Below are 20652 nucleotides of genomic sequence, written 5' to 3'. Positions count from 1 at the left end.
GGAGTGCAGGGCGTCGTGAGGAGGGCATGGGACGCCATTGGGAAATGTTCCGCGCGAAGAGCTGACACGTCCTGCCCGCAGGTAGGATGCGTGCCGTCCTATACGGCCGCACTGGCGACACTGCCATGTTTCGCAATTATTTGGGCCGGTCAGTCAAACCCGGCTTCGCGTTTGCTCCTGACCGAGCAAGTGCCGCCGGCCCCTTCGCTGCGAAAGGGCATCGCAGAGGTGCTCGGCGCGGTCGCGCGCAATACCACTGGTCTCGGCGCCAAGCGGCACGAATTCACGCCCGGCGGACGCAGCAAGGTGGCAGAGGGCCAGCAACTCGTCGAAATGGCGTATTCCGACAGCCGCCATTTCAGTGCGATCTGCGGTTCACGCGAAACAATTCGCACACGAGTTCACGTTGATCATGCATGGCAGATTGGCAAAAACACCGGCTTGGCGTTCCCCACCATTGCTTCATCCAGTGCAATGGCGTGGAGGTCACAATGATAACCGGCCACACGCTGCTTGGTGCGAAGTAGCCACCCGGCGACACGCTTGCCACCCTTCCCGACCCGTCCCGCTTGCATGAAAGTCCACCGATGACATGCCAGTTGTCGTTCCAAGGGGGCCGGTGGCCACCCCCGCTCACCCCAACCCTTCGTCGGCCAACGCCTTGCGGACGCCTTCCCGGGCAGAAAGCCGCCCGTAATATGCGGAGAGGTTGGACGTCAGGTCTAAGCTCGCCTTGGTCTTGGCCCAGAACAGCATCACGAAGAGATAACAGTCTGCCACCGTGAAATTCTCACCTGCTGCAAAGTCCTGCTCGGCGAGCTCGGCGTCAAAGAACGCAAAGCGCTTGGTAAGGACTTCTCTCGCTCGCTCCTTGTCTTCATCGGACGCGCCGCTGAAGAACGGCTTGAAACCCTTGTGCAATTCCGTCGAAATATAGGCCAATGCTTCCAGAACCCTGAATTTGCCCATTTCGCCTGGAAGCTTGAGCCCGCTGGCCCGCTCTGCGATATAACTGAGGATCGCGACGTTCTCAGTGAGTATGGACCCATCGTCCAGCTCAAGAACCGGCACGTAGCCCTTGGGATTGATCTTCTTGAAATCCCCGCCCTTCTCGACTGTCTTGGTCTTGAGATCGACCTTTATCGGCTCGAAAGGCAACCCGCCCTCGACAAGTGCGATATGGTCGGCAAGGCTGCAGGCGCCCGGTGAGTAGTAAAGCTTCATCAGCCTCTCCCTAGCTTTCGTGCCGGTTCTCCAGTTGCTGCAACTTACGTTCCGCCCAGGCCCTGCCAGCGTCGCCGCCCCAGAGAAGCCACGCGATGAATCCGGCGGAAGGGTCGCTTTCCGAATTCCACTTGTGCATGTTCGCTTGCCGGTCGACGACATGGCGCGCGGCGAAGCTGGGCATGGACTTCATGTCTGCCCCGGAGGTCTCGCGACGCTCTGCCAATTGGTCTGCCCTGTCAACGCTCACCTGCGTACCCTCACTTTCAAACTTCTGGCTCAGGCGTAAGCCTCGTCGGACAGCCGATGCCATCTTGAGAGTGGGTCTGAAATGAAATTTCGCCATCGACGCTCTCCTGATGCTCAATCGCTGAACGCTTCGCACTCGCGCCGGTTTCTGGAACGGCAACGCCGACTGGTCGAGGCGATGCTGCCTGACGCGGGGGCGTGCCTGTTTCCGTCGGCAACCCGCTTCGATGACGTCGAACCTGCCAGGTAATCTCCACTCCAACCTGCATAGGTTCGGGGCGCCCAGGGATTGCTTCGCAGTTCTGATTTGCATCTGGATGCCATCGTGAGACACGGTCACTCCGGTGGCCTCCCGATAGCGTTCGGTGCGAGCGGTATGTTTTGGTGTTATCGATCACTTATCCGCCGGTGCGACCTGCGAAGCCGGGGCCGGCTTGTCTGACCCGGACGCAGCCCATTCGTGGCGCAAGGCGAATACAATCAGCGCCGCCACAATGACCATCGCAAGCAGGCCAACGACCACTAAGGGCAGAAATCGCGGTGTTCCCCCATCATGGGGCGCCGGACCGCCGGGGCGCGAACTCTCTCTCTCGCCATCCATCGTGGCGCTCCTCTAACAAATCCGCAGACCAAGGCCCGCGTCTTACCAACACGCCAAGGTGCCTCGGAGTTGCCGTCGGTCATAAGTTTCGAAGACTAAATCGCGAAGCGCCGTCAGCGTGTCGCCACATCGGCGGCAACAAATACCAGAAGAAGCACCAGCCAGACAAATCCCGCCATGGCCGCGAGCCGCGCAAGGCCCGGTTCACGGCGCATTTCCATGAAAAACCAGAAGACCAGCACTGTCTTCGCCGCGGCCAACCCGTAACTGACAAAAGGCAAAACCGGGCCGAGCGAAAGCAGGCTGCCGCCGATCGTGAGAGCAAGCATTGTCAAAAGCGCAAGCCATACGAGGATGAGGCGAGGCAGTTCGGCCATCGTCAGCGCGCCAGATAGAGTGTGGGATAGAGAAATATCCACACCACGTCGACGAAATGCCAATAAAGTGCGACATTGCCTAGCGTGGTCGCTTCCCGATCGCGGAGCGCGGCGCCAAACGGCCGGATCATTGCGATGAGCAGGGCCAGCCCGACGGTGACATGGATGGCATGAAGGCCCGTAGCGGTAAAATAGAGCGTCATGAACAGGGTCCGCACGCTGCCCTGAAGACCACCGGCCCGGAAGACGGGGACAAGTCCGTCTCGCCACTCCAGAACATACTCGAAACCCTTCAGGGCCAGAAACGCTGTCCCCAGCCCGGCCGCCGATGCCAATGCCCAGCCGGCCGCGCACGCCCGACCTTCCCGGCAGAGCGAGACAGCAAAAGCCACCAGCAGGCTGGAAGTCAGCAGCAGCGCGGTATTGATCCCGCCAAGCCAGAAATGCATTGCAGCGGAAGACGCTACAAAATCCAGTGGATGGACCATGCGGACGACCAGGGCCGCGGCGAAGACTCCTCCGAAGAGCATGATTTCGCTGGCAAGGAACAGCAGCATCCCCAGTCTGTCCGCCTCGCGCTGCCTTGCCAGGCTGGAAAAGGGGCCCTGCAGGGATCCGGAAAGCGAGGGTTCAGCCATGCTCCATCCTCTCCTTCTGTTTGCTGTCTCCGCCTTCGGGCGCAGGCCCGTCGGGAGTGACCGGGTAGCAATACGGAGCCGTATCGACCCAGGGAATCTGGTCGAAGTTGTGCTTCGGCGGTGGCGAGGGAACCGACCACTCCAAGCCTGTCGCGCCCCAGGGATTAGGGCCTGCGGGCTTTCCGTAGCGCAACGACCACGACAGGTAGACCAAGGGCAGGACATAGCCCACCGCCAGGACCGACGCGCCGAGCGAGGACATAACCTGCAGCACCTGGAACTCCGGCGGATAGACATGGTAGCGGCGCGGCATCCCTTCGTAGCCCAGCATGAACTGCGGAAAGAAGGTGAGATTGAACCCCACGAAGATGGCTAGCGCACTCACGCGCGCCCAGGTGTCGTTGGAAAGGCGACCCGTGATCTTGGGCCACCAGTAATGCAGCGCGCCGAAGAAGGCGCTGACGGTGCCGCCGACCATGATGTAATGAAAATGGGCCACAACGAACATCGTGTCGTGCACGTGGACGTCGATAGCCAGCATCGCCAGCATCAGTCCGGTAAGGCCGCCTACCACGAACAAGCCGATGAAGCCCATCGCGAAGAGGAAGGGACCGTCCAGAAGGATCTCGCCCTTGTGCAGCGTCGCCGCCCAATTATAGACCTTGATCGCGGAAGGCACCGCCACGACCACCGACAGGAACGAAAAGATCGTGCTCGCGTAAGGGCTCTGGCCCGAGACGAACATGTGGTGGCCCCAGACCATGAAGCCGATCACTGCGATCGCAATCGAGGATCCGGCGATGAACCAGTACCCGAATACCCGCTTGTGCGCGGCGGCGGTGATGAGTTCGGTCACCACGCCCATGGCTGGCAGCACCATGATGTAGACCGCCGGATGGCTGTAGAACCAGAACAGGTGTTGAAACAGCAGCGGATCGCCGCCAAGCTTGGGATCGAAGATCCCCACCCCGAATATCCGCTCGAGCGCAACCAGAACCAGCGTGATCGAGAGCACCGGTGTTGCCAGCACGAAGATGACCGAAGTCGCATAATGCGACCACACGAATAGCGGTAGCCGCCCCCATGTCATCCCGGGCGCGCGCAGCTTGTGGACTGTGACGATGAAATTGAGGCCGGTGAGGATCGAGGAAAAGCCCGAGACGAAGACCGCGGCCAGCGCCCCCAGTACATAACCGTTCGAATACGTGGAACTGAAGGGGGTGTAGAAGGTCCAGCCGGTATCCACCCCGCCCATGACGACGATGCCGAGCGTGATGAGGCCGCCGGCCATGAAGATGTACCATGACGCAAGATTGAGCCTGGGAAAGGCAAGATCGCGCGCCCCGATCATGAGCGGTATCAGGAAATTGCCGAAGACATTGGGAATCGAGGGGATCAGGAAGAACCAGACCATGACGATGCCGTGGAGGGAGAACGCGCGGTTGTAGCCGTCGTTGGTCAGGAGATCGGCCTGCGGCGTCAGCAGGTCGAGCCTTATCAGCGAGGCGGCGCTGCCGCCAACCGCGAAGAAGAATGTGACCGAGACGAGATAAAGCAAGGCGATCCGCTTGTGATCGGTGGTCAGCAGCCAGGATCGCAGCCCATGGCCCGCGTTGAGGTAGCTGGCCCGTTCCTCCGCAGTGTCGGGAATGGCATCCTGCGACGTGCGTGCGTTCATGAACCCCGCTCCCCCGGCTCGCCATTCCGGCTCGACTTGAGATAGGCCACAAGTTCGAGAACCTGCTCCTCGTCGAGGACACCGCCATAGGGCGGCATGATCGGCGCATAGCCGGCGGTCACATCCTTGTTCGGCAGTATGATGGAATCGCGCAGGTATTGATCGTCCACGCGGACAGCTCGCCCGCTGGCGAGCGTGACGGTCCGGCCATAGATCCCTGCGAGACTGGGCGCACGTTCCGTGACGCCCGCGCCGTGGCAGCTTGAACAACCAAGACGGTGAAACAGCGTCTGCCCCCGTCCCGCCAGCCCGCCGTCGGTTCCGGCACGCGCAAGCCAGCGGGCGTAGTCCTCCTCCCGCTGGACGATCACGCGACCGATCATAACGCTGTGGTCGGTCCCGCAATATTCGGCGCAGCGCAGCGGATAAGTGCCCGGCCGGTCGGCATTGAACCAGAGCTGGGTATAGCGTTCGGGCAGTACGTCCTGCTTGATGCGCAGTGCCGGAACGTAGAGGCTGTGGATCACATCCTGCGACGTCATCGTCAGGCGTACCGCCCGGCCTAGCGGCACGTGCACCTCGTTGATCTCGCGCGCGCCGCTGGCGTGCTGGAACTTCCACATCCACTGCTTCGCCACCACATTGATCACTAGCGCATCTGCGGGCGGCGTCCGCGCATCGAGGAACATCGCGGTCGACCAGAAGAAGAAGCCCATGATCAGCAGGAAGGGGATCACCGACCAGCTGACCTCCAGCCAGACGTTGCGATCCTGTCCTGGAGTACGGTCCGCCCGCCGCCCCTTACGATAGCGCACCGCCCAGATCGCCATGAGGATGAAGACCGGCGCCGAAAGCAGCGCCACGAGCACCCCGAAGCAAGCGATCAGGAGGTCCACACGTCCGGCATAGGCCGATGCGATCGGCGGCCACAGCAGGATTGGAGCGCTCATGCCCCGCGCCCTCCTCTTCCCGGTTTGCGCCTGAGCCACAGGATCAGCGCCGCGATGCCCAGCACGGTGGCGATGCCGGCCCAACGGATCAGACGTTCGATCGCCAGCGAGTACGTCCCGGCCACGGGGTCGTAGTGATAGCAAAGCAGGATCAGCTGCCGGGCCAGCCCTCCGCTCCGGCCGGCACGCGCGTCGATGAGTGCTTTCTCCAGAGCGGCGGCGTCGGGCGAAAGGCCGTAGAGCCAGCCCACCAGACGGCCGTCGGGCGTCAGCACGGCGCTGGCGGCCACGTGAGCATATTGGCGGATGCGTGGATCGAAGGCGTAGCGATAGCCGAGCGCGTCGGTAACAGCATGTACAGCGCCTTGTCCGCCTGTCGTCGCCACCATCGGCACCGGGGCGGAACGCTTTTGCACCGTCTGACTTTCGAGCCGCGCGAGGTCGGCGCGGGCATCCTGGTCAGTCTCGGACGGATCGATTCCGAAGGCAACGATCGTAAAGTCGCGCCCCGCCACGAACTGCCGCTGCACCCGCGCCGCGTCGGCCACGCCCGCCATGGTGACGCCGCAAATGTTCGGACAGTCATGCAGTACCGGTACTACCACGAGCGGCAAACTGTGCCCAAGCTGCCGCAGACTGGTCATCCGGCCATCCTGATCACGCAGGACCCCGTCAAGCGGAACCCTGGCTCCGGGATCTCCGTCGATCCGGGCGAGGCCGAATGGATCGAATGGCGCGCCCGCCGACGCGGGAAACGCGAGCGTCATTGCTCCCAGAAGGACGATAAGAACCCGCTTCACTGGCCCTGTCCCTTTGTAGGACGATCCTCGCGCCAACCCCGCGCGGCGGCTTCATCCATTGCCCTTTCAATAGGCACTGGAGCTTGCCTGAGGTTGCGGTCTTGCCGGTCAAGGGCCTGCGCCAGATCGCTCGCGGGGTGCGCCTGAAGCCGGGGCGCGAGGGTTTCAATTGGCGCTCCGTGGTCGCCTGCCGGCGGGCGGTTTGGCCTCAGCAGGGAGATTGCCAGAGAGCCTACGCATAGCGCCGCGCCCAACAGCAACGCCAATGTCGGTGCGCCCCGGAAAACGAGACTGACCGGCCAGTCGCTCGGCTCGAAGCCCAGTTCGCGCGCACGGTGGTCGACGTCGCCGGGGTCTTGGGTGCGCTGCGGCCGCGTATGCGGATGGAGGTCGCGGATCATGGCCGATCAGGCCCTTCCACAGCGACGGCACTGCGGCCACCGCGCGGTTGCGGGCGCGAGGTAGAACAGGGCGAAGGCGCCAAGGGCAATTGCAGAGCACCCGAAGGATAGCCCGGCGACCGCCCCGCGCCCGGGGACCACCAGCCATGCGAACTCGATCGCCTTGCCCGTCAGAACAGAGATGGACGCCAGCGCCAATGCTAGCGGTGATCGTCGAACTTGCGAGAATAGCAGGGCCGCCAAGGGCAATCCGCCCAGGGCGCCCGCCAGGGCCAGCAGCCAGGGCCAAGCCCCGGTAGACCGTATTGCGTACCAATGGGCCCCCTCCGGCAAGTTGCCCGACCAGGTGATGAGATAGGGCATGAACTGGAAATAGAGCCAGAGCAGCAGGAACACGAGGAGGAGCGCGCCAAGCAGCCCAGGCGTACCGCCGACGCTGCCGAAACGTTGGTCACCTGGTTCGGGCCGGCTCACCAGCCGCACGAGCAGGATCGTCGCGTAGGCCGAGCAGGTTTGCAGCGCGAGGACTTGCAGGCCGAAGCCGGAAGAATGAAAATCGACGTCCAGCGACATCAGCCAGTCGACCGCCATCAAAGATCCTCCCAGCACCAGCACGACCAGCGCCAACGCGCAGATGCCCCGCGAGGCTCGCCCACCGACGAGAGCGCGGGCGATCACGCCGAGCGCAACGAACCACGCCGCCGTACGCAGGACAAACGGGACCGGGCTCAGCCAGAAGCGCTGGAACGCCGTCTCCGGTGCCGCGCTCATCCAGCTATAGATCGCGCCGATCCCCAACAGCACGGGCACGAAGGCTGCGATCGCGAACGTCCAGAGCCCGATCGCGGCCTCGCAGCTGCCGCGCAGTTGGGCCTCCCACTGTCCTTTCATCAGCGGCATCATCGCCAGCAGGATCAGCCCTCCCACCGGAATCCCCTGAAGCATGACGGCAGCCCCCAGCCAACCGGTCAGTCCGGCCCGAGGTGCTTCGAGAGTGCAGGCAATCGCACCCAGAACGCCGATGAGGCCAACGCCGGGTACGCCAAAGGCACGCAGTTTTTCAGGGAGCCGCATGGGCACTCTCCTCGTTACGGGCCGGCTTCTGGCCGGTGACCTGCAACGCGCGAACATAGGCGGCAATGGCCCACCGATCACGCGGCGGCACGCGGTCCGCAAAGGAATGCATGACACCGTAGCCTTGGGTCATGACGGCATAGAAGTGACTGTCCGCCGCCTCCACTAACCGTTTCTCATGGAGGTCCGGCGGACGCGGAAACCCACGCTCCGTCACGATCCCGTCGCCCGAACCGTCGCGCCCATGGCAGGGCACGCAGTAAATCGCGAAACGATCGCGCCCGCGCTCCACAAGTGCGCGGTTCATCGCCGGACGCTGCTCGCTCGCCGTCCGGGCAGCGTCCTCTCGCGAAAAGGTGCCGTCAGGCGCACGCTGCATCGCCATTCCGTCGCCAAACAGGCCTGCGGGCTCGTACGAATCGTAGCGCGCCTGTTGAACCATATTCTTCCCGCACGCGGCGAGCAGCAGAAGGACAAGAGGCGCGAGCCGTTTCATGATACTTCGCTTTCGCCCACTTCTGTCACCTCGCCAGCGTTGAGGCGCCACAGAGCCGCTCGGGCTTCTTCGGAGGATGGGCAGCCTTTCCCGACCATTACGGCCAGGAAAAAGCGATCATCGCTGGCAAGGCCGAAGCGCTGGGCGTCGAAAAGCGGATGATGAAGACGCGGCAGGCGATTGGCCAAGAACATCGCGGCTATCCCGCCGAACACCGCGAAGAGGATCATGAGTTCGAACGTGATCATCAGAAAGGCAGGCACCGCAACCAACGGACGGCCGCCGATATCGAGCGGAAAATCGCGCGTGGCCGCGACCTGCATTGCGAAGCCCGCCACTGCCCCGATCACGCCCCAGATCAGGAAGGAGCGCGGCACGCGGGTCTCCTGCCAGTCCAGCGCTTCGGCCAGGCCCTCCAGCGGAAAGGGCGAGAAGACTTCGATTCGCCATCCTTCTTCTCGCAGTGTCCGCGCTGCACCGAGAAGCACGTCCGTCTTGGAAAACTCGCCGAGGACCGCATAGGGGGTGTTGCGTTCAGCCATCGTCTGCCTCGATCCGCTCCTTGATCTCGAAGGCAGAGATCACCGGCAGAAAGCGTACGAAGAGCAGCAGCGCAGACAGGAACAGGCCAATGAAACCTGCATAGAGTGACCAGTCCCAGAACGTGGGATGGAAGAGGTTGATCGAGGAATCTAGCCAGTCCCGATAGAGCGAAGTGACCAGCAGCATGTACCGCTCGCACCACATGCCCACCGCCACGCAAAGGCAGACAAGGAAGGCTGCCGCCGGCGAAACGCGCCACTTTCGCCACCACAGCAATTGCAGAGGAACGAAATTGAACAGGACCGCGCCCCAGAAGGTCCAGGCATATGGCCCGCCATAACGGTCCTGCAAAGTCTCAAGCTCGTACCCGCCGCCGTATAAGGCCGTGAATACCTCCATGACATAGCCGTATCCGGTCATCAGGCCGGTCGCGAGCGTCATGCGCCCCAGCATGTCGAGATGCCGCGCGGTCACAAGGTCTTCCAGGCGCAGCATATGTCGCAGGACAATGGCGATCATCGTCACGACCGCAAATCCCGAGAAAGCCGCCCCGAGAACGAAGTAGGCGGGAAAGATCGTCGAGTTCCAGCCCGGAACCGGACCTGCAGCAAACAACATCGAAATCTCGGAGTGAACCGACACAACCAGCGGCACCGCAATCGCAGCGGTTGTCATGTAGGCCTGCCGCCAGCGCAGCCAGTGCCGTCCAGCACCCCGCCAGCCAAGCGCCAGCAACCCATAGAACACCTGCCAGCGACGCTTCGTCGCCCGATCCCGAGCGGAAGCGAGATCGGGAATGATACCGATGTACCAGAACGCCGCCGAAACCAGCAGATAAGTGAGGACCGCGAAAAAATCCCAGGTCAGCGGGCTGCGGAACTGCGGCCAGATGTCCATGGTGTTGGGGTACGGCGCCATCCAGTAGAAGTACCAGGGACGACCGAGATGGATGATCGGATAGAGACCACCACAGGCGACGGCGAACAGGGTCATCGCTTCGGCAAAGCGGTTGAGCGAATTGCGCCAGCCTTGCTGGAGCAACAGCAGCATGGCCGAGATTAGCGTGCCGGCGTGGCCAATGCCGATCCACCAGATGTAGTTCGCGATCGGGAAACCCCAGCCCACTGGGATGTTGTTGCCCCAGATGCCCGGCCCGTTCACCAGCACCATCCCGGCCGAAACGAACAGCAGCAATGTCAGCGTGCCGGTGACCGCGAACATGATCCACCAGGTGCGCGGTGCGGGAAACCGCAAGGGGATGGTGACAACTTCCCCCGTTACGCGCCGAAAGATTTCATTGCGGGTCATGCCTTGCCCTTCCCGCTTTTTATCCGAGCGCCATACGTCGTGCGCGGCCGGGTATTCGCCTCACCGAGCAACGCATAGTTCCGGCCATCCGCCTTTCGGCGGCCGACGGCGCTCCCCTTCGTTGACAGGTCTCCGAAAACGATGGCCTGTGTCGGGCAGGCCTGCTGGCACGCGGTGAGCACATCGCCATCGCGCAAAGGGCGGTTTTCCTTGTCCGCTTCAATACGCGCCTGCGTGATCCGCTGGATACAGTAGGTGCACTTTTCCATGACACCCCGGTCACGCACAGTGACTTCGGGGTTGCGCTGCGCCTTCAGTTCCTCGGGCACGCTGCGCGTGTAGTCCAGCCAGTTGAAGCGGCGCACCTTGTAAGGGCAGTAAGCTGAGCAGGTGCGCGTGCCGATACAGCGATTGTACACCTGCAGGTTGAGCCCGTCGGGGCTGTGTACCGTGGCATTGACCGGGCAGCCCGTTTCGCAAGGGGCATCCTCGCAATGCATGCAGGGCACGGGCTGGAACCGGTGCTCGGGGGCTTCCGGAGTGCCCTCGTAGTAACGGTCGATCCGCAACCAGTGCATCTCGCGGCCCTTTGCCACCTGCTCCTTGCCGACCATCGGCACGTTGTTTTCCGCAACGCATGCGACGGCGCAGGCATTGCAGCCAAGGCAGAGGTCAAGATCGATCGCCATGGCCCAGGCCGGCTCATCGGGCGCGCGCTCCTGCGGTAGGTAAAAATTCGCCCGCTCCGGCTTGGGGGGCAGGCTCTCGCCGGCCTCGTCGACCTCTCGCACCCAGTCGTGTCCGCCAAGCGCCCAATGGGTCTGCGTGCAGGCGAGCGCTTGCTTGCCGCCGAGTTTACGCAGCCGCGCCCCGCCGCGATACGAGGGAGAGGCAGAGGATTGCAGTGCATGAACATCGAAACCGCACCCAAGCGCCACCTCTCCGCCGGCGCGTCGCCCGTAACCGAGATGGAGCAGGATGGTTTGCGGGGCCTGCCCCGGTACGATCCAGACAGGCCCTTCGATCCGCGCATCACCGATGCGGACTTCGACGAGGTCCTCGTTTTCCAGCCCTTCGGCTTCCGCGATCGCCGGAGAGACATGGATGGCATTGTCCCATGTCAGCTTGGTGAGGGGCTTGGGCATTTCCTGGAGCCAGGGATTACCCGCAAGGCTACCATCGTGAACCGTGGGATCGGGGCGGAACAACACGTCATAGCCCGGCGGAGAGGTGCAAACCTGCGCGAGAGCGGGAGCCGCTGCGCGAGCACCGGTGGCGGCCGGCTTTCCACGCCTTCGCTCCTCGACAATTCCCCCAAGCAAAATCGACTGCCAGCCTGCATCGTCAGCGGCAGCTTCCCCCCATGTCTCCCGCACGAGATCGCGTCCACGCGTCGCTCCCTGCGCACCCAGCACCATGGCGAGGATCTCATGGCGCGAGCGGACATCGAGGAAAGGCCGCACGAGGGGCTGGACCACGCTTGCCGAACCTTCCGCGCAGCGCACATCGCTCCAGCTTTCGAGAAGATGCGCGAGCGGCAGGTGCCAATGGCAATGGCGGGCCGTCTCATCGCGATGGAGCCCGGCATGGACGCGCAGCGCTACTTTGCCCATAGCCTGCCCGAACGCCAGATCAGGCGCCGCACTGTAGACCGGGTTCGTATCGAGGAACAGCAGCGCTCCTACCGTGCCGCTGCGCATCGCCATTACCAGCGAGGCGAAGTCCTCGGGCTCGGGATCGCCCTCCCTCGCGCCCCATTCACCGGATAGACGGCCGTTGCCCAGAAGGTCATTGAGCGCTGCGACCCGTGCCTGAGCCCGCTGGCCATGCTGAGCGCCGACGAGCACCAACCCGCGCCCCCGGTTCTCTTCAAGCAAGGCTGCGGCCTGATCCACCCAGCCTATTTCCCGCGTAGAGAGCCCTTCGGCTGCGCCGCCTGCGATCCGCCTCTCCAGCGCAGCGAGCAGCGGTTCGATGCGGCCGTGCGAGGCCACCAACCGCTCCTGCCCCATCGTTCCGGTCAGGGTGGGCGTGGGTTCGGCCACCATCAGGGCGGCATTGGCTTGCCCGTCCTGAAACGCTCGCCGCCGTGCCGCCCAGCCTTGCGCATGCCATGTCTGCAGCGGACCATTGCCCAGCGGATCAGCGTCGAGGCAAACGAGCGCCTCTGTCCTGTCGAGGTACAACACCGTCTCAATTGGCACAGTGAGCGGGATTGGCGCCGCCGAAGCGGGCGCATGGACATGCCAGTGCATAGCCGGCCAGCGCGCCTTCATCGCCGCTATCTGGCGCAGTAGCGTCGGTGATCCCACCGCCCCGGTGAGCAGTCGGAAACCCTCCCCTCGCCTTGCGTCGAGCCGCTGGCGCAAGTCCTGCAGGACACGGGCTGCCGCATCCCAGTCCGCTGTCTCGCGCCCTTTCTGCGGCGCAGCGCTGCGGAAGGGATCGTAAAGCCCCAGTAACGCCGCCTGGGTGAAGGCATCAGTCGCCCCGCCGCTCGCCGGGTGGCGGGGATTGCCCTCCAGCTTGATCGGGCGCCCATCCCGGCAAGTGCCGATTATCGGCTGACCCACTCCATCCAGTTCCACCGCGCTCGCATAATGGCGCACATTTCCCGGCTCGCTGCCCTCCGGCATGCGGGCCATCGGGTAGGCATCCTCGTCGGCCTTGCGCTCGCATCCGTCGAGTCCGGCAAGCGCGATGGCGCCGGCCAGGAAACGGAAGGTCCCCCGCCGGTCCATCTCCGGCCGCAAACGCGCCAGCATGGGAAATTCACGCGCGATGCGATCCTGCAAGTCCGGCGTCCGCAGCCATTCCTCGAGAGCGCGCCACTGGGTCATCTGTGGCACAACCCGCAATTATCGAGCCGGGCTGGCACGATATGGAACCGGGCCAGCGCCGCATTGCCGTAGCGGGTGGCCATCTCCTTATTCCAGCCACTCCAGTCCATCCGCGTTACCTGCTCGGGCGGGCGCAGGCTGGGCGCCGGATTGCGATGGCAATCGAGACAGAATTGCATCTGCAGCGCCTTGGCGCGATAGGTAAGCGACATCTCGTCAACGCGTCCGTGGCATTCCACACAGGCCACGCCGCGCTGCACGTGGATCGAATGATCGAAATAGACGTAGTCCGGCAGCTGCGCCACGCGATGCCAGCGCAGCGGGCGATCAAGCGCAAAACTGCGGCGAACCGGCGCCAGCATCGGCGCGTCGGTCCATACCTGCGAATGACAGGTCATGCAGACTTGCGTCGCGGGAAGGCCCGCGTCGGCAGATGCCTCCACACTGGAGTGACAGTAACGGCAATCGATGCCCAATTCGCCCACGTGATGCTTATGGCTGAAGGGCACCTCTTGGTCCCGAAACCAGCCTGCTTGTGTCGCGTATCCGGAATGGGCGTAGCCCGCGGCTGCGAGTGCACTGCAGATCACCAGCACGAGCACGCCAACCAGGCCGAACCTGAGCCATGTATCGGCCGAAGGCGAGAAAACCTGCAACGCGCACATCACTTCTGCCAGTATGTTCCCATCGGGTGCAACCGGCTTGGGCCTCTGAGGTTCCCACGGGAAAGCGAGCCGTAAGATCCAAGCGCCGCGCCTCCTATCGAAGGGTTCGCTCATGGGCGTGGTCACATCGAAGGCAATGCGATTGCCGCGGAGCCGCTACCAGCGCGGTTGCGTTAAGTGCACCGATGCCTGGGACGGTCAGCAGTCGGCGCATGGGTTCCTCAAACGCTCCAGCACAGGTTCACTGGCGAATTCGTATCATTTCTGGCGGTCGGACCGTGAAAATCAACACACCGCCGCTTCGCAAGACGTGAATGAATCGATTTCCTACAAAGTCTTAGAGTATTTCTCGTCGGCCGGGGCACTTGGATGTCCAGGGATATCGGGCTTTCCACTCCTCAGGCACATCTGCTTAGGGATAGGCGACAGGCAGCCGAAGCGAACTCGCTGGCCAGCGCGTTGACGGGTCCGGTACCTTCCGTGCGCATCCCCAATCCGACTTGTGCGTTATCAGGTGGAAGAAAGCGCTTGGCGGATACTCATGAGTGCCGATTATCTCCGAACCCCGGTGTCGGGCCAGTTCGACAATGAACATGACAGGTCGTCACGTCTGGAAATGGCCCGCAGACTCGCTGACCTGTGCAGCGGTGTTTCAAATGCGGAGCTCGACCGGATCACCTGTTTTGATGCGGATGGAAATCCGAAATCCTACCATATTCCGCGCGATACGCTCACGGTCGACGAAGCCCGCGCCCTTTGTATCCTTGGAGAGAACGATCTTTTCGGAGGGGTCGTGCCATTTCGCTTCGTCGCCACCAAAGCTGTCGGCCATCGGCTGGTTCCCGGGGCGAGGGCGATACCCCACGGCTGGGATCGGGACTTGGGTAATCGCCTGTCCGGAACCGTCCTCTCGGGTTTCTCCGCGTTCGACCTGACCGATGCGCAAGCCGCGGGCGCCAGCCTGCTCGCAGCGGGCCCGATCCGCGTCAAGCAGGTGGAGGCGACTGCCGGTCGCGGCCAGACCGTGGTGCGAACGTTGGAGGAACTTGAATCCGCCCTCGGCCTGCTCGATCCCGAAACCGTGCGGCGTGAGGGGGTGGTGCTGGAAGAGAACCTGCTGGACGTAAAAACCTACAGCATCGGCTCAGCCAGGATCTTGGACAGATCGATTGCCTACTGGGGAACCCAGGCCATCACTGTCAATCGAGAAGGCGAGACCGTCTACGGCGGCACATGCCTCCACGCGGTTCGCGGCGGTCTTGCCGACCTTGCCTCGCGCGAGTTCCCCGCCGAGCTCAGGGAAGCGATCAAGAAGGCCCGCGATTACGACCGCAAGATTTTCGGCACCTTCCCGCAGATGTTTGCTTCGCGTCGGAACTACGACGTGGCTGTCGGCACGGACCATCGCGGGCAACGACGGATTGGCGTGCTGGAGCAGAGTTGGCGCGTCGGCGGCGCGACCCCTGCCGAGATCGCCGCCCTGGAGCGGTTTGAGGCAGACCCCGCTCGTAACACGGCGGTCTGTACGACGGTGGAAATTCACGGAGACGACAACGCCGCACCGGTCGGCGCGATCATCTACTACGCTGGGATCGACCCGATCGCCGGCCCGATGACAAAGTATGTGATGGTGATGGAATGAAGACAACGCATCAGGTTACGCTCGACATCGAAGGACAGACACTGGACGGAACCGTCCTGACCCCCGCAAAGCTTACACCAGGTGTGCTCTTCATTCACGGCTGGGGCGGCAGCCAGGAGCAGGATCTGCTTCGCGCGGAGGAGATCGCCCAACTGGGCTGCGTGTGCTTCACCTTCGACCTGCGCGGCCATGCGCGCCACGACGAGGACCGCAACCGCGTCACTCGCTCCGACGGACTTGCCGACGTGATCGCCGCCTACGATTTCCTCGTCGCGCAACAGGCCGTGGACGTTTCGGCGATCGCCGTGGTTGGCACGAGCTACGGCGGTTACCTGGCAACCCTTCTCACTGCGGTGCGACCAGTAGCGTGGCTGGCATTGCGGGTGCCGGCACTCTATCCTGATGCCGACTGGGAAGTGCCCAAGGCCCTGCTCGACCGCGGCACGATTGAGCGCTACCGCAACCATTTCCGCAGCGGTCACCAGGACCGCGCGCTGGCGGCATGCGAACGTTTCACCGGCGACGTCCTGATCGTGGAATCCGAACAAGACGACTATGTGCCGCATGCCACCATCAGTTCGTTCATGGCGGCCTTCCGCCGCAGCCGATCACTCAATTACCGTGTGCTGAAGGGCGCCGATCACGCCTTGCGCGATGAGACGCACCGCAAGAAGTACAACACCCTGCTGATCAATTGGATTGAGGAAATGGTTCGCGAAATCCGTCGCGCTCCCTGAGGGGATACCACAGCATCCCGGGATCCTTCTTGCCGGTGCCCAGGCGCTCTGCTTTCCGGTGGCCTACGCCGCGTCTTCGTACGTTCCTCGATATGCGGACGTCCCGCATGCTGTCAGCAGCGCAGCTCATATTTGTAGAGATGTGGTGTTTCCCTATCAGCCGCCATTCACCATCGAAGAACATGAGAGGGCGGAAACACTCTCGAGGACACCCTGCGCGTGGCAAACCGGGCAACTTGAGTGCGGCTCCTCTCCGGCTGGTGGCATTTCCGCTCGACGTGACCCTCAATTCATGGGCGTCGACTGGGCTTCCAGCCTGGATCACCGCCCCCGCCATGCATGCCTGGATTGCGACGCTCGGAAATCATGTCGCTGCGCTCGTTCGGATCCCTTTCGTTGGGATCGCCCGCAGATTGCGATGAGACTGCTGTATGGCCACGCGGTCCCTTTGCCTGCTTTGCCTGCTTTGCCTGCTTTGCCTGCTTTGCCTGCTTTGCCTGCAAATCGGATTCCGATGCTCCGGTCTGAGCAGCCTCTTCAGTAATTGGCGGCTTAGCTTCCAAGGGGCCGATCGAAGTTTGACCATCCACGTTCGTTCTCCTTTCCAAATGAACGGCCCGAGCTGAAACAAAGTTCCGCCTTGCCTATGGCGGCTGACCCATTCGTACCCCGCTTCACCTTCTGGGCGAGTTAGGCGTAATGACTTGCGGCGAACCCAACCAACGATGAACTCAACTTCTTCCGTATCCATTCAGCGCTAACTCTGTACCACCAATCGAATTTCGACGCCTGCAGGTCCGGAACAATCACTAGTTTCAATAGTGCCAGAGGAGTTCTGGGCAAAAAGTGTACCGGGATTGCAATTCTCTAATCGAAGCTGCCCGCTATCGGATGGGCCGGAATCGCCCCTTCATGGACATTGAACCGCCGGAACAGCGCTGGAGGCCGGGGCGCATTAGTTCAAGCGAGGTGAATGCCGGGATTTGCGCCTCCTATGAAGCATGCCGCGGGGACAGCATATCATAATGCTGCGTTCCCTCTGCTTTGACCGCCAAGCGTCTGATCGCACATTCTGGAGCGACCAAACTCACGAAGGCAGTGTAGTTCGGCAACTATACACCTTGGCGCACGTTACCGCACCAGAGAGGAGAAAATCTCATGAAACTCATTCTTGTTGCGGCTTCGGCCGCCATCCTCGTTGCGTCTTCTGCTGGCGCGCAATCGAACAATCCCGCTGTCAAGGACCCGACCGTTGCAACGACCAAGGCCACGGCGAAGGGGCATAACTCCTTTACCGAGAGCCAGGCGCGCGGACGCATCGCCAAGGCCGGCTACACGCACATCGGCAAGCTGACGCAGAACGAAAACGGCGTCTGGCAAGGCCAGGCCGTCAAAGATGGCAAGACGGTCACCGTCGCCCTCGACTACAAGGGTAACGTTTCCGTTCATTGACCTGGCCTGCTCGGAGAAATTCCATGACCAAGACCATTACGCGTCTCTTTGACAATTATGCCGATGCGGCACAGGCCATTCACGAACTGGAGAGCATTGGCGTTCCACGCGATGACATCAGCGTCATCGCCAACGATGCCCATGGCAAGCACGCCTCAGCCCACGAAGGGGTAAACAGTGACGGCGAAGTCACCACCGGAACGTCCGCCGGTGCCGTTCTGGGAGGCGCCGGCGGATTGCTCGCGGGCCTTGGAATGCTCGCCATTCCAGGCCTGGGACCCATCGTCGCAGCAGGCTGGCTGGCCGCAGGTGCGGTCGGTGCCGGCGTAGGTGCGCTCGGCGGCGCTGCTGCGGGCGGACTGGTAGGCGCGCTCAGGCATGCAGGACACTCGGAAGAGGATGCGAATGTCTATTCCGAGGGCGTACGTCGCGGCGGCGTTCTGCTGAGCGCCAAGGTTGACGATGCCGAAGTCGAACGCGCAAACGCCGCCGTGAATTCCGCTCCGGCTGTCGATATCGCCGCACGCGGCGCTGAGTACCGCAAGGAGGGGTGGACCCGCTTCGACGAGACGGCGGCCCCCTACTCGATCGAAGACATCGAAAGGGATCGTGCCCGCTACGGCACTATCCCCCGCAACTGACGAACCGATAAACGAGCTTCACTATCAATCGTGACGCCGTTCAAGCTGGCGGCCGGGTCCCTGCGAGGATCCGGCCGCCCTGCTTATCAATTTTCAGTATTCCGCCAAAAAACCGGCCCCCCCCGCGCGTTCAACGCTGCTGCGCAGCGTCCGGCTTCTCGATGTTCACTTCGAAAACCCGACCATCCAAGGAACGGTTCACGACCCAGGATTTCCCGGTGTCGTACAACGTATAGTTCCCACGGATAAAGATATCTCGATGCCTGCGCCGCGAATTCAGCAAGTCCTGCGTCAATCGAAGTTTGCGATCCGAGAGTGATCCCCCAACAACCGAAGCGTGCGAGATTTCGGCGATCGGGCGACGGTTGTCGGGATCGGTGACGTTAACCGCGACTATTTCGTTGCCTTGATAGATATCGGGGATGCCTGGCGCGGTGATCTGGAAGGCGACTTGCGCAAGCACGATGCGATCGTAGATCTGCTCGAAACGTGCCAACGCACCATCGGGCCAGGCATCGATCCGCTCCACCATGCCGCGCAACGCCTCGGCAAGCTGACCAACGCGTCCCTCGGCCGCTACATCGGGCTTCTCATGGCAGGACAGGTCCTTTGCTTCGCGCATGGCCTTGGCAATGTGGCCGGCCAGGCGCTCGCCGGCCTCCGGTTCCCCGCGCAGGGCAAGCGCCGACTGCAACGCGTAGACTCCCCAGCGAGCCGGCACATCCGACGCCCGGGCATCTTCCAGAGTTCGCTGGATGAAAACGAGCGCAAGGTCCGGCATATACGTGAGCGCGATCAAGGCGGCGCGTGCATCCGCAGAGCGCTTGGTGTCATGCGTGGACAAAGTGCTGAGGGCCAGCGGACTGGTCTCTTCGCGCTTTTGCATGCTCGCTTCAAATGCCGCTGCATCGATAGGATCGAGGCCGGGGCCGATACCCACCTCGCAGAAGGGTAGATAGGAAACGGCCCGGAAGAAAACGGTATCTTCTTCGGACTTTGCTGTCAGTGCGCCGGTCAGTTGCTCGAATCTAGCTGCAAAAACGGTCGCTGCCGGATCGTCCGCGGCGGCGTGAAGAAGATCCAGCAGCCATCCCGTCCTGTCCTCGCCATCACGAAAGTCATCCATCTCGCTGGCAAGCGCATAGCCGTCCGAGGTGTACGATCGATAGACCGGCCAGCGGGAACCGAGGTCGCTTATGGCGCGCGCGATGGCTGGCGCTTCGGCCGCGCCGCAGCCGAGTGCGGTGAGCGCGGCCCCGGCTACCCGGCGCAGTTCCGGCGCCAGGGAAGTTTCCAGCAATTCGCGTCGCACCGCCTGCACCTGCTCTTTCGGCTCGGCGGAAACACCATCGGAGCACGCAGCCCGGATCGTCCGCAACCCAGCATCTTCGGTCAGGAACCGGGTCAGCGGATCCAGAAACTCGTACCCGCTCATCCCCTCGACCGGCCACCCGTGCGGCAGTTCCTCGTCCTGCTTGACGATCTTCTCGACCCATATGGGAATCTCACCGACCGCTTCGCGCAATCGATGAAGGTAGGCGGCCGGCCGTGCCAGTCCGTCGATATGATCGATCCTCAGACCCTGGATGCGGCCCGCCCTCACTTGATCGACGATCCAGCGATGGGTGAGGGCAAAGACATCCGCCTCCTCCTGTTTTACGCCGATGAGGCCAGTAATGTTGAAGAAGCGCCGATGGATGATCGCGTCTGCCGTGGCCCGCCAGTCGCCGATCGTCCAGAATTGCTCCTTAAGGAGAGTGGAAAGCACCGATGCGTCGAGCCTTTGCTCGCCTGCAGCAAGCGCCCGTGCCAGTGAGGTATCGCGCAGCGGGTAGTCCAGACCATGGACCCGCAATGCCCGGCCATCCGGGGATGATGCCAACTCTCCGGCCGCGAGCGCGGACTGCGGATCGCCGTCGAGGACAGGGAAATGCAGGGGGCCCTGAACCCAGTCAAGGTCGAAGACTTGCGCGAACCTGCTGTCACGACCGCGGCGCATGATGTCGGCAATGAAAGGATTTTCCGGTGTGAACGCCATGTGGTTTGGCACGATGTCGAGCACAAGGCCGATCCCCGCCTCAAGCGCCGCATTGGAGAGAGCGATGAAGCCTTCCTCCCCGCCAAGCACTGGATCCACTTCATTGGGATCGAGAACGTCGTAGCCATGCGTTGAGCCCGCCGCTGCGCGGAACAGCGGGGAAAGATAGAGATGGCTCACACCCAGTTCGGTCAGCCACGGCAGCATTGCGCGTGCCTCGGCAAATCCCGTTCCGCCACGAAGCTGCAGGCGGTATGTGGCGACAAGTTCCGGGAATTTATGGATGGTGGCAACCATG

At 62.7% G+C, this 20652-nt stretch carries 21 protein-coding genes; 5 read left to right on the top strand and 16 right to left on the bottom strand.

The genetic code is table 11. The features are described from left to right. The first annotated feature begins 171 nt into the window (after positions 1-171). Positions 172-495: a hypothetical protein gene (locus tag WBP07_RS20670; RefSeq protein WP_395396305.1), complete on the top strand. Its 324-nt coding sequence runs from the start codon at positions 172-174 to the stop codon at positions 493-495. A 138-nt stretch (positions 496-633) separates the two neighbouring features. Here WBP07_RS20670 and WBP07_RS20665 read toward each other — a convergent pair whose 3' ends face one another. The 14 genes from WBP07_RS20665 to WBP07_RS20600 form a co-directional block, all read right to left on the bottom strand. Then, entirely contained in the window at positions 634-1224 is a 591-nt protein-coding gene (locus WBP07_RS20665) for a glutathione binding-like protein (RefSeq protein ID WP_395396304.1), read from the bottom strand. A gap of 10 nt (positions 1225-1234) precedes the next feature. Then, the gene (locus WBP07_RS20660) at positions 1235-1570 is read right to left on the bottom strand and encodes a hypothetical protein (protein ID WP_395396303.1); all 336 of its coding nucleotides are present in this window, start codon (positions 1568-1570) and stop codon (positions 1235-1237) included. Between the two features lie 617 nt (positions 1571-2187). Continuing rightward, the gene (locus WBP07_RS20655) at positions 2188-2451 is read right to left on the bottom strand and encodes a cytochrome C oxidase subunit IV family protein (protein WP_395396302.1); all 264 of its coding nucleotides are present in this window, start codon (positions 2449-2451) and stop codon (positions 2188-2190) included. Positions 2452-2453: 2 nt separating this feature from the next. Then, a complete protein-coding gene (locus WBP07_RS20650) occupies positions 2454-3089 on the bottom strand; it encodes a heme-copper oxidase subunit III (RefSeq protein WP_395396301.1) in 636 nt (211 codons plus the stop codon). Next, a complete protein-coding gene (locus WBP07_RS20645) occupies positions 3082-4767 on the bottom strand; it encodes a cbb3-type cytochrome c oxidase subunit I (protein WP_395396300.1) in 1686 nt (561 codons plus the stop codon). Before WBP07_RS20645 ends, WBP07_RS20650 begins: the two co-directional genes overlap by 8 nt. Beyond that, positions 4764-5717, bottom strand: coding sequence for a cytochrome c oxidase subunit II (gene coxB / locus WBP07_RS20640; protein WP_395396299.1), 954 nt, complete (start codon positions 5715-5717; stop codon positions 4764-4766). Before coxB ends, WBP07_RS20645 begins: the two co-directional genes overlap by 4 nt. Continuing rightward, on the bottom strand, positions 5714-6361 hold the full coding sequence (locus WBP07_RS20635) for an SCO family protein (protein ID WP_395396298.1): 648 nt from the start codon (positions 6359-6361) through the stop codon (positions 5714-5716). Before WBP07_RS20635 ends, coxB begins: the two co-directional genes overlap by 4 nt. A 152-nt stretch (positions 6362-6513) precedes the next feature. Then, a complete protein-coding gene (locus WBP07_RS20630) occupies positions 6514-6918 on the bottom strand; it encodes a hypothetical protein (protein WP_395396297.1) in 405 nt (134 codons plus the stop codon). A 6-nt stretch (positions 6919-6924) separates the two neighbouring features. Further along, complete coding sequence (locus WBP07_RS20625) at positions 6925-7992, bottom strand: hypothetical protein (protein ID WP_395396296.1); 1068 nt, start codon at positions 7990-7992, stop codon at positions 6925-6927. Continuing rightward, positions 7979-8488: a c-type cytochrome gene (locus WBP07_RS20620; protein ID WP_395396295.1), complete on the bottom strand. Its 510-nt coding sequence runs from the start codon at positions 8486-8488 to the stop codon at positions 7979-7981. The genes WBP07_RS20625 and WBP07_RS20620 overlap by 14 nt, the downstream gene beginning before the upstream one ends. Further along, a complete protein-coding gene (locus WBP07_RS20615; RefSeq protein WP_395396294.1) occupies positions 8485-9030 on the bottom strand; it encodes a DUF3341 domain-containing protein in 546 nt (181 codons plus the stop codon). Before WBP07_RS20615 ends, WBP07_RS20620 begins: the two co-directional genes overlap by 4 nt. Then, a complete protein-coding gene (gene nrfD, locus WBP07_RS20610) occupies positions 9023-10339 on the bottom strand; it encodes an NrfD/PsrC family molybdoenzyme membrane anchor subunit (RefSeq protein ID WP_395396293.1) in 1317 nt (438 codons plus the stop codon). Before nrfD ends, WBP07_RS20615 begins: the two co-directional genes overlap by 8 nt. Then, positions 10336-13179 (bottom strand): Fe-S-cluster-containing hydrogenase, encoded by a 2844-nt coding sequence (locus WBP07_RS20605; RefSeq protein WP_395396292.1) that lies wholly within the window; start codon positions 13177-13179, stop codon positions 10336-10338. The genes nrfD and WBP07_RS20605 overlap by 4 nt, the downstream gene beginning before the upstream one ends. Beyond that, positions 13176-13958 carry a cytochrome c3 family protein gene (locus WBP07_RS20600; RefSeq protein WP_395396291.1) on the bottom strand — a complete coding sequence of 261 codons (783 nt, stop codon included), beginning with the start codon at positions 13956-13958 and terminating at the stop codon, positions 13176-13178. Before WBP07_RS20600 ends, WBP07_RS20605 begins: the two co-directional genes overlap by 4 nt. 427 nt (positions 13959-14385) lie before the next feature. Here WBP07_RS20600 and WBP07_RS20595 point away from each other — a divergent pair, with 427 nt between their 5' ends. Beyond that, a complete protein-coding gene (locus WBP07_RS20595; RefSeq protein WP_395396290.1) occupies positions 14386-15486 on the top strand; it encodes a DUF3182 family protein in 1101 nt (366 codons plus the stop codon). Further along, positions 15483-16223, top strand: a complete 741-nt coding sequence (locus tag WBP07_RS20590) for an alpha/beta hydrolase family protein (RefSeq protein ID WP_395396289.1) — start codon at positions 15483-15485, stop codon at positions 16221-16223. The genes WBP07_RS20595 and WBP07_RS20590 overlap by 4 nt, the downstream gene beginning before the upstream one ends. Positions 16224-16513: 290 nt before the next feature. Here the strand turns inward: WBP07_RS20590 and WBP07_RS20585 are convergent, their stop codons facing one another. Continuing rightward, positions 16514-16813: a hypothetical protein gene (locus WBP07_RS20585; RefSeq protein WP_395396288.1), complete on the bottom strand. Its 300-nt coding sequence runs from the start codon at positions 16811-16813 to the stop codon at positions 16514-16516. Between the two features lie 568 nt (positions 16814-17381). Here WBP07_RS20585 and WBP07_RS20580 point away from each other — a divergent pair. Both WBP07_RS20580 and WBP07_RS20575 read left to right on the top strand, forming a co-directional pair. Next, positions 17382-17675, top strand: a complete 294-nt coding sequence (locus WBP07_RS20580) for a hypothetical protein (protein ID WP_395396287.1) — start codon at positions 17382-17384, stop codon at positions 17673-17675. Positions 17676-17698: 23 nt separating this feature from the next. Next, entirely contained in the window at positions 17699-18316 is a 618-nt protein-coding gene (locus WBP07_RS20575; protein ID WP_395396286.1) for a general stress protein, read from the top strand. A 130-nt stretch (positions 18317-18446) separates the two neighbouring features. On the opposite strand, the gene treY is transcribed toward WBP07_RS20575, so the two are convergent. Further along, on the bottom strand, positions 18447-20651 hold the full coding sequence (gene treY / locus WBP07_RS20570; RefSeq protein WP_395396284.1) for a malto-oligosyltrehalose synthase: 2205 nt from the start codon (positions 20649-20651) through the stop codon (positions 18447-18449). Between the last annotated feature and the right edge of the window lies 1 nt (position 20652).

The organism is Novosphingobium oxfordense, from assembly GCF_044029435.1.
Lineage (GTDB): Bacteria > Pseudomonadota > Alphaproteobacteria > Sphingomonadales > Sphingomonadaceae > Novosphingobium.
Note: the sequence above shows the minus strand (reverse complement) of the source record. Positions and strands in the feature narration are given on the sequence as shown.

Bases quoted from the DNA above. Each gene is read 5' to 3' on its own strand.
- WBP07_RS20665 (WP_395396304.1), bottom strand. From the start codon at position 1,224: ATGAAGCTTTACTACTCACCGGGCGCCTGCAGCCTTGCCGACCATATC.
- WBP07_RS20660 (WP_395396303.1), bottom strand. From the start codon at position 1,570: ATGGCGAAATTTCATTTCAGACCCACTCTCAAGATGGCATCGGCTGTC.
- WBP07_RS20655 (WP_395396302.1), bottom strand. From the start codon at position 2,451: ATGGCCGAACTGCCTCGCCTCATCCTCGTATGGCTTGCGCTTTTGACA.
- WBP07_RS20650 (WP_395396301.1), bottom strand. From the start codon at position 3,089: ATGGCTGAACCCTCGCTTTCCGGATCCCTGCAGGGCCCCTTTTCCAGC.
- WBP07_RS20645 (WP_395396300.1), bottom strand. From the start codon at position 4,767: ATGAACGCACGCACGTCGCAGGATGCCATTCCCGACACTGCGGAGGAA.
- coxB (WP_395396299.1), bottom strand. From the start codon at position 5,717: ATGAGCGCTCCAATCCTGCTGTGGCCGCCGATCGCATCGGCCTATGCC.
- WBP07_RS20635 (WP_395396298.1), bottom strand. From the start codon at position 6,361: ATGACCAGTCTGCGGCAGCTTGGGCACAGTTTGCCGCTCGTGGTAGTA.
- WBP07_RS20630 (WP_395396297.1), bottom strand. From the start codon at position 6,918: ATGATCCGCGACCTCCATCCGCATACGCGGCCGCAGCGCACCCAAGAC.
- WBP07_RS20625 (WP_395396296.1), bottom strand. From the start codon at position 7,992: ATGCGGCTCCCTGAAAAACTGCGTGCCTTTGGCGTACCCGGCGTTGGC.
- WBP07_RS20620 (WP_395396295.1), bottom strand. From the start codon at position 8,488: ATGAAACGGCTCGCGCCTCTTGTCCTTCTGCTGCTCGCCGCGTGCGGG.
- WBP07_RS20615 (WP_395396294.1), bottom strand. From the start codon at position 9,030: ATGGCTGAACGCAACACCCCCTATGCGGTCCTCGGCGAGTTTTCCAAG.
- nrfD (WP_395396293.1), bottom strand. From the start codon at position 10,339: ATGACCCGCAATGAAATCTTTCGGCGCGTAACGGGGGAAGTTGTCACC.
- WBP07_RS20605 (WP_395396292.1), bottom strand. From the start codon at position 13,179: ATGACCCAGTGGCGCGCTCTCGAGGAATGGCTGCGGACGCCGGACTTG.
- WBP07_RS20600 (WP_395396291.1), bottom strand. From the start codon at position 13,958: ATGAGCGAACCCTTCGATAGGAGGCGCGGCGCTTGGATCTTACGGCTC.
- WBP07_RS20595 (WP_395396290.1), top strand. From the start codon at position 14,386: ATGAGTGCCGATTATCTCCGAACCCCGGTGTCGGGCCAGTTCGACAAT.
- WBP07_RS20590 (WP_395396289.1), top strand. From the start codon at position 15,483: ATGAAGACAACGCATCAGGTTACGCTCGACATCGAAGGACAGACACTG.
- WBP07_RS20580 (WP_395396287.1), top strand. From the start codon at position 17,382: ATGAAACTCATTCTTGTTGCGGCTTCGGCCGCCATCCTCGTTGCGTCT.
- WBP07_RS20575 (WP_395396286.1), top strand. From the start codon at position 17,699: ATGACCAAGACCATTACGCGTCTCTTTGACAATTATGCCGATGCGGCA.
- treY (WP_395396284.1), bottom strand. From the start codon at position 20,651: ATGGTTGCCACCATCCATAAATTCCCGGAACTTGTCGCCACATACCGC.